This window comes from Parasediminibacterium sp. HNIBRBA5674, assembly GCF_056745525.1.
In genome coordinates, this window is the sequence record NZ_JBQWIE010000016.1 from 49763 (window position 1) to 64698 (window position 14936).

The 14936-nt window shown below is 36.3% G+C and carries 14 protein-coding genes; 4 read left to right on the forward strand and 10 right to left on the reverse strand.

The window, feature by feature from the left end; genetic code table 11:
- Positions 1–67 precede the first annotated feature (67 nt).
- From nadC to ACT9TX_RS09680, 3 genes are all read left to right on the forward strand, one after another.
- The gene (gene nadC / locus ACT9TX_RS09670; RefSeq protein WP_481338080.1) at positions 68–928 is read left to right on the forward strand and encodes a carboxylating nicotinate-nucleotide diphosphorylase; all 861 of its coding nucleotides are present in this window, start codon (positions 68–70) and stop codon (positions 926–928) included.
- A 19-nt stretch (positions 929–947) separates the two neighbouring features.
- Complete coding sequence (locus ACT9TX_RS09675) at positions 948–1289, forward strand: translation initiation factor (protein WP_481338081.1); 342 nt, start codon at positions 948–950, stop codon at positions 1287–1289.
- A gap of 228 nt (positions 1290–1517) precedes the next feature.
- Positions 1518–1745 carry a hypothetical protein gene (locus ACT9TX_RS09680; RefSeq protein ID WP_481338082.1) on the forward strand — a complete coding sequence of 76 codons (228 nt, stop codon included), beginning with the start codon at positions 1518–1520 and terminating at the stop codon, positions 1743–1745.
- A gap of 41 nt (positions 1746–1786) precedes the next feature.
- On the opposite strand, the gene ACT9TX_RS09685 is transcribed toward ACT9TX_RS09680, so the two are convergent.
- The 10 genes from ACT9TX_RS09685 to ACT9TX_RS09730 form a co-directional block, all read right to left on the reverse strand.
- Positions 1787–2509: a LytR/AlgR family response regulator transcription factor gene (locus tag ACT9TX_RS09685; protein ID WP_481338083.1), complete on the reverse strand. Its 723-nt coding sequence runs from the start codon at positions 2507–2509 to the stop codon at positions 1787–1789.
- The gene (locus ACT9TX_RS09690; RefSeq protein WP_481338084.1) at positions 2506–3576 is read right to left on the reverse strand and encodes a sensor histidine kinase; all 1071 of its coding nucleotides are present in this window, start codon (positions 3574–3576) and stop codon (positions 2506–2508) included. The genes ACT9TX_RS09685 and ACT9TX_RS09690 overlap by 4 nt, the downstream gene beginning before the upstream one ends.
- A 12-nt stretch (positions 3577–3588) precedes the next feature.
- The gene (locus ACT9TX_RS09695; protein ID WP_481338085.1) at positions 3589–4092 is read right to left on the reverse strand and encodes a hypothetical protein; all 504 of its coding nucleotides are present in this window, start codon (positions 4090–4092) and stop codon (positions 3589–3591) included.
- A gap of 13 nt (positions 4093–4105) precedes the next feature.
- Positions 4106–4801, reverse strand: a complete 696-nt coding sequence (locus tag ACT9TX_RS09700; protein WP_481338086.1) for an ABC transporter ATP-binding protein — start codon at positions 4799–4801, stop codon at positions 4106–4108.
- Between the two features lie 138 nt (positions 4802–4939).
- The gene (locus tag ACT9TX_RS09705; protein WP_481338087.1) at positions 4940–6415 is read right to left on the reverse strand and encodes a DUF5687 family protein; all 1476 of its coding nucleotides are present in this window, start codon (positions 6413–6415) and stop codon (positions 4940–4942) included.
- Between the two features lie 37 nt (positions 6416–6452).
- Complete coding sequence (locus ACT9TX_RS09710; RefSeq protein WP_481338088.1) at positions 6453–8855, reverse strand: outer membrane beta-barrel protein; 2403 nt, start codon at positions 8853–8855, stop codon at positions 6453–6455.
- Between the two features lie 111 nt (positions 8856–8966).
- Positions 8967–10286, reverse strand: coding sequence for a MutS-related protein (locus tag ACT9TX_RS09715; protein WP_481338089.1), 1320 nt, complete (start codon positions 10284–10286; stop codon positions 8967–8969).
- 112 nt (positions 10287–10398) lie between these two features.
- Positions 10399–11790 carry a dihydroorotase gene (locus ACT9TX_RS09720; RefSeq protein ID WP_481338090.1) on the reverse strand — a complete coding sequence of 464 codons (1392 nt, stop codon included), beginning with the start codon at positions 11788–11790 and terminating at the stop codon, positions 10399–10401.
- Between the two features lie 93 nt (positions 11791–11883).
- A complete protein-coding gene (locus ACT9TX_RS09725) occupies positions 11884–12204 on the reverse strand; it encodes a DUF4907 domain-containing protein (RefSeq protein ID WP_481338091.1) in 321 nt (106 codons plus the stop codon).
- Positions 12197–13243 (reverse strand): Kelch repeat-containing protein, encoded by a 1047-nt coding sequence (locus ACT9TX_RS09730; RefSeq protein WP_481338092.1) that lies wholly within the window; start codon positions 13241–13243, stop codon positions 12197–12199. The genes ACT9TX_RS09725 and ACT9TX_RS09730 overlap by 8 nt, the downstream gene beginning before the upstream one ends.
- A 324-nt stretch (positions 13244–13567) precedes the next feature.
- On the opposite strand from ACT9TX_RS09730, the gene ACT9TX_RS09735 reads away from it, so the two are divergent.
- Positions 13568–14908 (forward strand): DUF4270 family protein, encoded by a 1341-nt coding sequence (locus ACT9TX_RS09735; RefSeq protein ID WP_481338093.1) that lies wholly within the window; start codon positions 13568–13570, stop codon positions 14906–14908.
- Positions 14909–14936: the final 28 nt, after the last annotated feature.

Consider the following 14936-nt stretch of genomic DNA (forward strand, 5'->3'; position numbering starts at 1 on the left):
CAGCGTAGATAATAGCATATCATACACCTAATATTTGTTTCTTTGTAGCAAACATTTAAAAACTATCATGCGCCCTTTTGACGAGCAATTAGAACATTTAGTAGCCGAAGCGCTACATGAAGATGTGGGTACAGGCGACCATAGCACCATCAGTTGTATACCTATACACAAACTAGGCAAGGCCGTGCTAAAAGTAAAGCAAGCAGGTATACTAGCAGGCGTAAGCGTAGCAGAAAAAATATTTAGAATAGTAGAACCTACCGTAGTATTTAAAGCCTACAAAAAAGATGGTGATGCCATGCAATATGGCGATATCGCTTTTGAGGTAGAAGCACATATACATACCATACTTACTTGTGAGCGCTTGGTGCTAAACTGTATGCAACGCATGAGCGGTATAGCAACACTTACACACCAATACACACAAAAGCTACAAGGTTACACCACCAAGCTATTAGATACACGTAAAACCACACCCAACTTTCGCCTATTAGAGAAAGAAGCAGTGAAAATAGGTGGCGGTATTAATCACCGCTTTGGATTGTACGATATGATAATGCTTAAGGATAATCATATAGACTATGCAGGTGGGCTAGAACAAGCTATTAATAAGGCTTACAACTATGCACAGTCGCTACAGCCAGTGCTTAAAATAGAAGTAGAAACACGAACACTAGACGATGTAAGAACCGTTTGTGCCATAGGTAAAGGCAAAGTGTTTCGTGTAATGCTAGACAATTTTACACCCGCACAAATAGCAGAAGCTCTTGCCATCATTAATGGTGCTTTTGAAACAGAAGCTAGTGGCGGCATTAATTTAGATACCATACAAAGCTTTGCGGCTACAGGCGTGGATTATGTAAGTGTGGGCGGCTTGATACATCAAGCACAAAGTGTAGACTTAAGTTTAAAAGCTGTAATACTGTAATGTAAAAACCATAGAAGCAATGGCTAAAAAATTCACTTCAAATACCAATGGTTTTGTGTTTAGCACAGACCCAAACTTTAAGCTAGAAGATGATGAACCTGCACAGGAAACGCTACCTGCTGTGCAGCAAAAACTAAGAATTCGCCTCGAAACCAAACACAGAGGCGGTAAGGCTGTAACACTAGTTACCGGCTTTATAGGTACCGATGCTGATCTTGAAGATTTGGGCAAAAAGCTCAAAAACTTTTGTGGTACAGGTGGCTCGGCAAAAGATGCTGAAGTTATTATTCAAGGTGACCAAAGAGACAAAGTGCTACAATGGCTGCTAAAGAATGATTACAAACAAACCAAGAAGGTATAGATGGATGGAATTAGATATATTTTCATTTCTCTACCCTTATTGATAGTGTTGCTCTTACCATTTCTAAGTTGCTTGGGCTACACTATTGTTTCCATACGTTTAATAGTAAAAGCTAAAAAAGAGCAGAACGCAGTAAAGCTAAAAATAGGACAAAGAAGTTTACTAAAAGCATTGGTTGCCTTAACTATTGTGCTAATGTTTTGTTACTTTATTTACAACTAGCACTACATGACCTTACTTAACGCAACATCTGCTACTTATACCTTTTACGTACTACTATTTGCAGCATTTGTAGTGGTATTATTGTACGGTTGTAAAATGCTCTATCAATCATTACAAAGCAAAGATGAAGCTGCTGTGCGTAGGGCTAAGTTTATACTGATGTTTGCCATTATTGCCATTGTTTGCATAGCCATTGTAAGCTTTGCAATCACTGGAAAATTACCTGTAAACTAAAAGTTAATCACAGTAAATCTTTCAATCATCTACATCAACGGTCAATCTACCAACTTACTTTTTATAATAGCCATAAATGCAGGCTTATAACTCTCACCTAATAATATTTCTGCTGTTACATTCTTCAACGCTATAAGATTGCCTTCAATGCCTGTAATTTTAGCTATAGGAATGATGAACGATTTATGTACCCGCATAAACTGCTTTTGTGGTAAGCGTTCTTCAAGGTCCTTCATATTGGTGTACACCAATATTTTTTGCCCACTACGATAAATGGCTACATAGTTTTTCATGCCTTCTATGTAATCAATATCGGCTAGGTTTATCTTCAACATTTTGCCTTTAGATTCTGTTTTTACAAACAAGTAATCGTCTTCTATATCTGGCAGTTCTTCCTCTTCTTTTGCAGGATGAATAACCTTTAAAGCCTTTTGCGTAGCGGCTAAAAAGCGTGGCATACTGATAGGTTTTAGCAAGTAATCTATCACCTCTAAATTAAAACCTTCTACCGCAAATTCGGTATAAGCAGTGGTAAGAATAACCTTGCTTTTATTGCCAATGGCTTTTATAAAATCAATACCAGAAATCTCTGGCATTTGAATATCGAGAAATACTAAGTCAATAGGCTTAGAAGCTACTATTTGTAAGCCTTCTATTGGGTTTAAAGTTGTATCTACTAACTCTAAAAAAGGGGTTTGCTTAATATAGTGTACCAAGATGTCTATAGCGTGTTGCTCATCATCTACTACTAAACATTTTATCATAACTTATTGATGATTAATTCGGTGGTATAAAATTCTGCTTCGTCTATAATATTGATGCTGTATCTATTGCGGTACACCATATCAAGGCGCTTTTTGGTATTATCTAAACCGATGCCAGTAGATAGCTCTTTAGGGCCAGTTTTCTTTTTGTTTTTACATACAAAAGTTAGCACATCATCTTCTACTGTGAGCTTTATTTCTATTGGGTAATCTGGGTTTTTTAAATCGCCGTGCTTAAAGGCATTTTCTACAATGGTAATTAATACAAATGGTATCATCATCACTTCGCCTACAATACCATGTACCTCAAAATTAACGTTGAGGTTATTGCTAAAACGTAGCTGATTTATTTTAATCACATTGCGTAGATGCTCAATTTCATCTTTCAAAAGTACCTTGCCATCAATAGCATTGTCTTTACTTAATGCATAGCGCATTATTTGCGATAGCGTTAAAATACCATCAGACAATTCTTCTGAATACGGTAAAGATTTAGCGTAGAAAAAGTTAAGTGTATTGTGTAAAAAGTGCGGATTGATTTGAGCTTTTAAGAAATTATAATTGGCCTGAAGGCTTTGTATTTCTAGTATTTTCTGCATTTTTTTATCGTCACGTAGGCTGTTTAAATAGGCAATTAATAAGCTAATGCCAATTAAAAATAAGGTAGCCAAAACGGTAGAAAAAATAATAACGCCCATGCTAATAGGTGCTTTGGTTGGCACTTTGGGCGATAGATAAGGCATTAACTTATGAGATGTAAAATAATAGGCCTCGCATGCAGCAAGTAATAAAAAACTATAGACTATATAATACCATGCGTTTTTCTTAAGCAGTATAAGTCTGTGAAAATAGTTGAGCGTGTAATAGAAGAAAACAATATTGAAAATAATGCCTACAACTAGTTCTACAATGCTTTTAAGAGTAGTAAAATCTTCTAGTTTGTAAGTTTGTTCAGGCACTTTTATAAATGCAATAATAAACAGCCCAAAAAACTCAAGTACAAGATTTACACCTATGCACCAAAGTGCTACTTTTAAAAGGGAATAACGTTTCTTTTTTAAATGCATGTTACTATAAAATTAAGCCGTAGCCATTAAAATAAACATAAGGTTGTCGCCACTATTTTCTATGGCAATGGGTAAAAATAGGTACCAAAGTATTGCGTGCAAAATAATAGCAGGCTCGGTATTATTTTCGGTAATTTGTGTAACCACCTTACCATTATTGCTTTTAACACCGTACGCCAATACATCTTTACCATCTTGCTGCAATACCCATTCTGCCATTGGGTTATTGCGTACTTTAAGCTCATAATTGAGTAAGCCCCATTGTACCAAAAAGCTACTTGAATACCATTTCTCTGGCACAATGGTAATAATGGTATTGTTAGATGCATTGGTAACGGCCATGTGGTTTTTCCACAGGTTAGTTTGTTTTATGGTAAATGATTCGCCATTAATGGTTACTAATGCTTTTCTATTGTTGCTTTTATAGTCAATAAAAAGGCTTGCAAGGTCTTCATCACCATGTTTAAATTGGTAATGACCTTCACCAGTTTTTACCCATTGTTTTATCTGTGTCATACAACTGTGTTTGTTATACTTTAAAATAAGATTCTAACTCATGAAGTGTGTCTTCGCTTGTTTGCATGTCTTTAATAATTCTACCTTTTTCCATTACCAGAATGCGTTTGCACACATCAGTAATATGGTTTAAATCGTGGCTGCTTATTAGTATGGTCATACGCTTTTTTTCGTGTAGTTCACGTAGCATTTGTATTAGTCTGCTTTGTGATGATGGATCCAAGTTTGCAAAAGGCTCATCTAATATTAGCAACTCAGGATTTTGCAACATACAAGCAGCAATACCCACTTTAAATTGGTTACCTTTTGATAGGTCACGTAAGTACTTACCACTCTTTAAAATTGCACCATCAAAAAAGCTGGTAAAGCCTTGTAAAAACTCATCAACATCGGCTTTAGACAAGTTATTCAATTTACCTACAAAATAGAAATACTCTTCTGGTGTAAGGTAGTTAATTAAAAAGCCTTCGTCTAAATAAGCAGCTGTGTATTGTTTCCATTCTTCACTTTTGGTAATGCTTTTATCTTTCGATAAAATCTCACCACGATCTGCCCTAATAAGGTCGAGAATCAAACGAAAGAAGGTGGTTTTACCAGCACCGTTATTGCCTGCAAGGCCAATGATTTCGCCTTGTTGAATGTGTAGTTCGTTAATGTCAACAGCTATTTTACCGTTGTATACTTTTCCTATATTGTTTACTGTAAGCATGGTATTTTAGTTTATAGTTTGAAGTTTGTGGTTATGTTGTTCTATTGTTTTTTGTTCTGTGTTTTATGTTCTGATGTTTCTTGAAGCTTGTTCCTTTTTAATCATGGTTATCATTCAAATCATCTTAATCAGCGGTCGCTATTTCTCTCTAAAGCCTTCAAGTATTTTGTATTTGCGTAGCATAAATTCTTTGGTTAAAATCTCCATCCACCAATCTTGTAGCAAGAAGCTTGTTAACCCAAGTAAACCAACGGCAATAATGCCTGCCCAAGGATTTACGAAAAAGCCAAGAGGGAAATATAATAAGCCGCCAACCAAGAAAATAGCCAAGCTATACAACCATTGTGCAGCGCCTGTGCCTTGGTAATTAAAAGTGGCTGCTTTACCTAAATCGAGGCCTTTGTAGCTGCGTGTAGCAAAATAGATGCACATGATAGAGTGAATACCTACATTGAAAAAATACGCTGCTATTTGTATAGGAATAATGCGCCAGTTAATGAAGCCATACGGTAGAGAAACCAACATAGCAATGGTACTAAAAGCAGTAAGCAAATAGAACTTGCTTTTAACGAAGGTTTTGATGTTGGTATTGCTTGCCATAATGCCATCAAAGTGTACGCTTTGCCAAGCAAATAAAAACTGCCCAAAACTTGCCATAAACATACCTGTAATAAATATGCCACCCATTAGCACCATACCAAGCATGTTTTTTTCAAAATATACTTGCTTGTAAAAAATAAAACCATAAGCTAAGAATATTACTGACAGCATAAGTAAAGAGCGAGGTCTTTTGTTGCGAAGAATCAATTTAAGGTCTACTGCTATTAAGTCACCAATATTGCCAAAACGTTGTAGCCAAGAAAACTCGTTTGAGGTTTTGGCTTTCGCTGATTTGCTGATTTCTTCTATGTACAAATTCTTGTACAAAAACTTACTGTTATTAATAAATGCTAATGCTGCAAAAGCAATAGCTACTAAGCATAGCCATGCATTGTGTAAAATACCAGTGAATAAAAAAGCAGACACTTTTTGTAGTGAGAAAATACCGAAATAATCACCTAGCATAAACAATACTACAGTTACAAAAAAGCCAACCATCCACCAAGCGCTTATTACTGTTTTGCGTTTTACATACAGTATTAAAAAGTGGTTGAATACACACAAGCTAATGATGCTTACTACAAAACCTGTAGCTACTGCTGCGCCATAAGCTTTACCAATACCTGTAATAGAAAATGGGATAAATAAAATAAGCGGCAGTAAATTTAAAAAGGTGAATAAAGAACGCCAGTTTAAAAAATTTACCAGTTGCTTGCGCTTGATATTGTGCGCTAAATAAGGCTGTACAGCAATTGTAGGCAACTCTTGCAGCATAAAGCGCATTAAAATATCGAAGGCGAAATAGTATAGTATTAAGCCGCTGAAAACGGTCACTACATCTTGGCCTGGTACTAGCTCTTTAATAATGGCTTTTACTGCAAAGCCAAGTAGCAAAGCACTACCTAACAAATACAACATTAAAAAGCCCATGAAAATTTGAATGGCAACGCTTTTGCCAGCATTACGGCTTCGCCAAAAAGCCTTCCATTGGTGTGATAATAATAGTGAAATCATAACGGTGCTATTTTAAAATTGATGGTGTATAATTTGGTTAGTTGTTACCTAATCTGCCTTTTTCTTCTTCAAGACCAGTGGTTCTTGTTTTGCTTGCACGAACTTTATTGTTACCAAACTTGTAAGTGAATACAAGGTTTACAAAGCGGCTTTCAGCTTTGTTGTAGGTGTGAATGGTACCACCATTGTACAAGGTATTGATGCGGTATTCAAAGGTGTTAAATATATCTTTCACGTTGCAAGCAAGCGAGCCTTTGCCATTCATTATTGGTTTACTTAGGCCAATATTTACTTGTAACATACCGTCTATATTGTAAATACCAGAAGCAATAGGTGTGCTGTAGTAAGCTTGTAACTCAGCCTTCCATTTTTTAGGTAATGCAAATGTGTTGGTGGTATTAATATAGCCTGTAACCCTTGAATTTACTGCATTACCGAAAGACTGCGCATCGTATTTGGCATAAAAAGAACCAAGTGTATTTACGCTGCCCCAAACACCTTTAAAGAAGCTTTTTTGACTTGTAACAGTCAATGAAACGACGGTTGCGTTGTTTAAATTATCATAAGTGCTTATTACAGAACTATCGCTACCAGGTTTATATACTTGTGCCAATGTTTGTGTAATGTGCGAGTAACTTAGGGTAGTAAATAATTGGTACTTGTACACGTGTGTCAGCTCGAACGAGTGAACAAATGTTGGTAGAATGGTGGGGTTGCCTTGTGTATAGCTAAATTGACTTTGGTACACTACAAATGGGTTTACAACCTCGTAGCCAAAACGTTGGATGCTTTTGCGATAGCCTAGCTTAAACATGTGCGATGCAGACTTTGTGTATGACACCGCTACGTTAGGAAACAAGCTGATGTACTTGTTGGTATTGGTTTGGTTAATAGTTACCGATGTACCATTGGTGCTTGTATATTCTGTACGCAAACCTGCTTGAATACTGTATTTCTTAATGGTTTTATTGAGGTTAAGGTAGCCTGCAAAAATGTTCTCTTTGTAAATGAAGTGATTGGTTTTATTCGCATCAACTTTCCAGGTGTTGCCTACTTGTTGTTCCCAAAGTACATCGTTATCTGTTTTAGCAAATGATGCTTTTACACCTGCTTCCCATTTACCAAATTTTGTAGTACTTGTAAAATCTGCCGTGATAGATTTTAGTGTAACAATAGCTGGTGAATTATCTCGTAAGTAAAATGGTTGTTGGTATTGCAAGCCTTTATCATCGTAGTAGCGAGTGGTAAAGTCATCGTTCCATTGTCTGTTATAATGAAAATAATCTGCGTTAAAAACGATGTCAGTTTTGCCAGCACTATCTAGCAATGTTTTGTAATACACATTAATAGATGGGTTGAAAATAGTAGCAGAACCAGATGTTGTAATGTTAGAGGTGCTGTCTTTTGCAAGGCCAGCAACATCTAGAAGCGTGTTGTGGTCTACTTGTCTGTTTCTTACCACAGAAATACCTTTTGCTAAAAAACCAATAGAACTGCGTTTGTTAATGTCGTAATCAATACCAATTTTATAGTTGTGATTGCTACGTTTTCTTACGTCGTATTCTGTTTCTGCAAGGGTAGCGTTGCTGCCAATGTTTCTATCAGATGCATTTTGAATGTACTGAGGATTGTAAGCATAGTCGTAACTACCGTAAATATTAGTTTTTGCGTTGCGATGGTTAAGTGTAAGGCTAGTATTGCCACGTACATATCTACCAGTACCTACACCAAGTGTTGCGTTACCATTGGTGCCAAGGTTTTTATTTTTTGCCAAAACAATATTTATCACACTAGCACCTTGCGCATCGTATTTAGCCGAAGGATTTGAAATCACTTCTACTTTTTCTATACCATTTGCTTGCATGGCAGATAACATGGTTTTTAAATCTTCGCCTGTAAGGTTTGATGGACGGCCATTGATTAAAACTGTAACCGATTTGCCATTAAGGCTAAGGCTATTGTTTTGTTCTACCACGCCAGGTGCTCTTAATATTACATCGTAAGCATTGCCACCAGCAGCAATTGGGCTAGACGCTACGTTTAGCGTCAGCTTATCGGCAGACATTACGATAAATGGTTTAGCAGAAGTTACGGTTACTGCTTTTAAGCCTTGTTGATCTAGAATAAGTTTGTGGGTAAATGCTTGTGTAGGTTCGCCATTTACAGTAATACCTGTAAGGCGTGTAGTTTTATAGCCAATGTATTGAATAGATAGGCTGTAAGTGCCATTGGTGATGTTTTTAAAGGCATAAGCGCCTTTGTTATCAGATGTGGTGGTTTTTATGGTTGTAGAGCCGCTAGATAGCGTCACGGTTGCATTTGGTAAAGGTTGCTTGCTAAGGCTATCTGTAACGGTACCTGTAATTTGATTGGTTTTGTTTTGTGCCAATGCACCCAAACTTGTAATAAAAAGAATAGCGGTTAAGAAGAAGTTTCTCATTGTTTCAGTTTTGTAGTGCAAACATATATGCGGCTACAAGTTTTACTGAAAATATTGTACAAAACGGCTTTTTCTAAGTATCAACCGCTAAAAAGCGTTGTATTTATAGGTTTATAATGCGTCTAAAAGTGTTACCACACCCTCTCTTTTTAGTATTAAATAGCCCAACCTATCATTACTAATGCCTTTTTTAAGTTGGTAGCTAAATACCAATTCGTTATCCGCAACACTTGTTTCAAAAAAGCGAAAATCGATATTAGGATATTGTTGTAGCTGCTCGCCTATTTCGTATAAATGGGTAGATAAAATAAATAGTGCATTAGGCATTTTATGCAAGCCTTCTATTACGGTAGTACTACATTTCATAGCATCTTGTACGTTGGTACCTTTAAATAGTTCGTCTATCAGTATTAGCCAGCGTTTACCATCGCTTATTTTTTCAATGGTATTTTTTATGCGCTTTACTTCGTTAAAAAAATAGCTTTCGCCTTTAATAATATTGTCTACTACGTTGATGTTACTCAATAAGCCATCAAACAAACTGAGTTGCATGTTTTGCGCAGGTACGCCCATACCTACATGTGCTAGATACACACAAACACCCACTGCTTTTATAAACGTGCTTTTACCAGCCATGTTTGCGCCAGTTAAAAACAAAAAATTCGTATCCTTATTCAGCGTTACATCGTAGCTAACAGGTACGTTTAATAGCAAATGCCATAAGCCTTTGGCTTCAATATATGGTTGTGTTGTCGCTTCAATGGTAGGAAAGGCAAATTGGTATTTTTTACTAGCAATAGCAAGACTTAAGTAAGCATCTAGCCTTGCATAAATATCCATTAAGTCGGTATTTTTTTGCTTAAACTGACGGCGCAAAAAGCTTCCGTATTCTAGAATTCTGTACTTAGGTGTGCCATCGTTTTTTTCGTATTGCTGTATAGCTTGTATGTGGTGGTCTGATAGTAAATAGGTAATTCTATCACACCATGTTTGTATTTGTTTACTCGTTTGTTTTTGCTGTTGTAGTAAAGCCACTATTTGCCGTAAGCCTTTAAAAAAAGCAGCAAAATGTTCTATTGAGTATTTTGTAAGAGAGAAGTCTGATTTACTAATAACTGCATACACAAAACTGTTAAAGCCATTAGGCTGTGTAGGATAAGCGTCTAACTGCGTTTCATAAAACTTATCCATTACCATCATTGTACCATTGGTGATGGTAGTAGGAAAATTATCTGCACAAGCCATTAAGGTTTGAATGGTGATTTGTGCATCTTGTATGTCGCTGAGATTATCTAATGGGCGGCCTAAAATCCAACGCAAATATTCTCTACCATCATTGGTTTGGGTAAAGTTCAGTTTGTGAAATACCGACTGTTCTTCATCGCTATGAAAAATAGAAAGGTCTTGTAAGGTGGTTTTGTCTATTTGCATATTAGTTAGGTTGCCATCATCTTAGCAAGTAAAAATTCAAAATACAAATGGGTTAGATACAATATTTACTTTTTTCCATAAAACTTGTCTCTCGAAACATGTTTCTTAAACATTACCCTCTATCAAACTGTAATCGTTCGCCTTTAACCGACTCATTAAACACCCCATTTTGATAGGCTAAATGACCGCTTACAAATGTGTGTGTAATACTTGCTGGTACTGTAAAACCTTCCAAAGGGCTCCAACCGCATTTGTATAAAATATTGCTTTTGGCTATTGTTTCTGGCTGGTCTAGGTTCACCATTACTAAGTCAGCATAATAGCCTTCTCTAATAAAACCACGTTCTTTCATTTGAAAGCAAGTAGCAACATTATGGCTCATTTTTTCTACTACTTTTTCTATGCTAATCTTACCTTCTTTTACATAGTATAACATTAGTTGTAAGCTATGCTGCACTAGCGGCAAGCCTGCATGGGTTTTCTCGTACAAGCCTTCACCAACAGCAATTATTGGGTGTTTTGGGTCATCGGTTCTCATGCACCCTTTTTCTTCTAGTATATGCGGTGCGTGGTCTGTAGCTATTACATCCAATCTGCCATCAAGCAATCCCTCCCACAAAGCGGCTTTATTGTGTGGCGCTTTTATGGCGGGATTACATTTTATTTGGTTGCCTAGTGTTGCGTAATCATCGCTAGTAAAGTGCAGGTGATGCACACAAACTTCTGCTGTAATGCGTTTATCTTCTAGCGCTACCATATTGCCAAACAGTTGCAATTCTTTAGCAGTGGTAATGTGTAAAATATGTAAGCGACTATTATATTTTTTTGCAAATTGAATGGCCTTGAAAGATGACTCAAAACACGCTTCTTCATTGCGAATAATAGGATGATCACTTGGCTCTAGCTCAGCTTTTCCGCCTTTCATTTTGGCCAAATTAGCCTTGATGATGCTTTCTTCTTCGCAATGTGTAGCTATTAAAAGTTCGCTACCTTCAAATACGCTTTCAAGTACCAATGGGCTATCTACCAATAAATTACCTGTAGAACTACCCATAAATATTTTTACGCCACAAACCTCATTTTTCTTATCGTTTGTTTTTAAAATTTCATCCAAGTTGTCATTAGATGTACCCATGAAGAATGAGTAATTAGCTAAAGCAGTTTGCTTGCCTATTTCGTATTTCTGTTCAAGTAATTCTTGTGTAAATGCAGGTGGATTGGTGTTTGGCATTTCCATAAAACTCGTAACGCCACCTGCTACTGCCGCTTTTGACTCGGTATAGATGTTAGCCTTATGCGTTAAGCCTGGTTCACGAAAATGTACTTGATCATCAATACAGCCTGGTAGTACATACTGATTGGTGCCATCAATTTCAATTACAGCTTCTGTAGTGGTAATATTGGCTGCAATTTTTTCTATGCGTTGGTTTTTAATTAAAATGTCGCCATGAAACTGTTGGCCTTCATTTACAATGGTGGTATTTTTTATAAGATAAGTAGCCATAAAAGTGTTTTAATTTTGCCGACAAGATTAAGCAATATGTAGTAGTTTACTGCAATAAAAAACGCTTGGCAAATTTGCCAAGCGTTTTTTGAATTATCGTGAGACTTTTAAACTATCTAATTCAAAGTCAGTAATTACTGGTCGTAAGTTATTTTTCATTTTTGTCACCATCAATTCGCCCACTTTTAAGGCGTCATTTTCAGATGCAAATGCTTTTCGTCCTGTAACTGCTGGTATAATATCTTGTGAAATATACACCGAGTCTTTAACATAAATATCGTAACCCCAACCGCCTGTAGGTAACTGTTTTGCTTTTGCCAAAATCGCATTTTTTTGATGCTTTTGGTATTGTGTAATGGCAAAAACAATAACCGATAGTACAAACAGTATGTACACCCAATTCTTCTTAATCATTTGAATTGTAAGTTGCATCTGGTTGAAACTCTTCAATATCATCAAATGGTAAACCACTTGCTCTACCTGTAGTTACAAAGCCACGGCCTTTGATAGTGAATGCTAAAGCACCAGAACGTGCAGAACGTTCAAAATCATGTTTGCGACTCCATCTGTCAGTTGCAAAATCGTAAGCCCAAACTTTAGAAGTAAAACCACCAATTTCACCAGTAGCTAAAAAGCCTTTATCGCCTATTACAAATGCAACAGCATTGGTACGAGCAATATCAGTATAGTCATCATCGAAGCTATCAGTACTTACGTTGGTAATTTTGTTTAATTCTGTCCAAGTACCTGTATTTGGGTCGTAAGAATAGAAGTCGTTTACATTGCTACCGCTGCTAGAACCTGTAACTAAATAAGCTTTGTTGTTATAAACAAAAGCAATAGCACCACTACGTTTAGCACCAGGTGTAGCAATTTCTTCTCTCCAAGTATCAGTAATTGGATTGTAAGAATACATATCTTTTTGTGTACCACCATTATAACCACAAGTTACGTAACCTCTAGCTACACCATTTGCAGTTAAAGTAAATGCAGTTGCATCGTAACGGCCATCGCTGTTACCTGTACCTGCATTAGCTGGTTCTGGGAAAGCTGCTTTAGCTGTCCAGCTATTAGTTGCAGGGTCGTATTGCCAAGTATCTTTTAAACGTTTAGTACCATCGTAACCTGTAGTAACATAACCTTTGCCGCTTACTGCAAAACCCACAGCAGAGTTACGTGCAACACCTGCAAAAGTTGCTTTTAATGTCCAAGTATTATTGTCTGCTCGGTAAGCCCATACATCACGGTAGCGGTCTGTACCATTATAACCTGTAGCAATATATGCCGTATCGCCTATTACAAATGATGTGGCTTCGTAACGAGCGTCGCCATTTAATTGAGAACGCGTAATCCAGTTACCAACCAAGTCGGTAGAATCACTGCTTTTAGAACAAGAAATTGCCAATAAAACGATACTGGCTGGTAAAAAGAAAAAGTACTTTAATTGCTTCATGATCAGTTAAAATTTTGCTGAAATTATTAGTGGGCTTGTCAAAGAAATAGTTAATATGGACTTTTAAATAGTATTTGTAGATGAATAGTTTCATTTTGTCTACTAACTATTAAAATTCATATCACCTATATTTGCAAACGGGCTGCAAAATAAGGGAAATATTTATTTCGGTATGATGTTGCTACTAATAGACAAGATTAGGCATTTTATCGGGTAAAACAATTTATTTATCCATACTAACAATTTTGTAACAGCAGTGCAGCCTAACATTGTATATTCTATTATCAATAGCTTTGATAGTTTTAAAACGCATAAAAAGCCAAAATGCAGCAGAAATTTTCCATTATTGTTTTACTGTCACTTATCATTGGTACAATAGCCTGCAAAAAGGTTGATATTCAATTTGGTAGCGATTTTGTAGATGCAGGTACTACACAAATTATTAAAGTGGATACGTTTGGTGCAGAACTATCTACCGTTTTTGTAGATTCGTTTGCTACATCTGGTTTAGGTACTACGTTGGTGGGTGGCTATAAAGACCCGATTTTTGGTACAATAGCTACGCAAACTTATTTTCAAGTAGCACCGCCTAGTTATGAAGACATTTACGACAATGTTTTATTTGACTCATTGACTTTGATATTAAAGCTTAACAAAAACTTCTACGGCGATACTACAAAGCCAATTCATATAAATGTATCAAGAGTAACAGACAAAATTCAGCCCTATGAAAATGGATTTGTGCTCTATAATGTTAATTCCTTCAATGTAAATCCAACGGTTCTAGGTTCAAAAGATGTTATTATCAATCCAAAACAAACAGATACCATTTTTATAAAGCTGAACCCTGCTTTAGGGCAAGAAATGCTGAATATGTTTACCAGAAAAAGCGATACTGTGAAAACGGCTGAAACTTTTCTTAACTATTTCAAGGGCATTCGTATTAGCAGTAATAATAGCAGTCAGTTGGTTTTTGGTTGTAGCGATAGTGCCAAGTTGCGTATTCAGTACAAAAAGAAAGACTTGTATTTGATTAATAAGAATATTGACTTTACCATTACTAATAAAAACCTACATTTTACAAATATTACCGTTGATAGAAGTACAGGTTCTGCAAATATTAAAGACCTTGGTAATAGTGTTGGTCAGGTAAAAGAAAAAAGTAGCCGCTTAAGTGATAATGTTGCCTATATACAATCTGCAGGTAGTGTAATTACTAAAGTTAAATTTCCTACGGTTAAAGATTTATTGAAAGCACCCAATTACGCTAAAATCCTCAACGCTAGATTGATTGTAAGACCTGTTGCAGGTACTTATGATAGAACCTTCTTTTTACCGCCATCTTTAAGATTATCAACTACCACAGCACTTAATAAAATTGGTACAGACTTAACAGAATTAACCTCAAGTGGCTCGCAACAAACGCAATTTGGTAATTTATTTACCGATTATACTTACGGTGTAAGCACTGCTTACAGTTATGATGTTACTAACTACATTAAGTATGCTATTACCAATCCTAATAACGACTACGATGGTTTGTTAATGTCGCCACCATCTGGCGGTTACGAAACACTGTTTAACCGTGTAGCTATTGGTAATAAACTAAACAATATTCCTAATAGTAAAATAGAGCTGCAGATTTTTTATGTAGCTGTGAAATAAAATAGCTGCTATTGGTTATTGTTTTAAA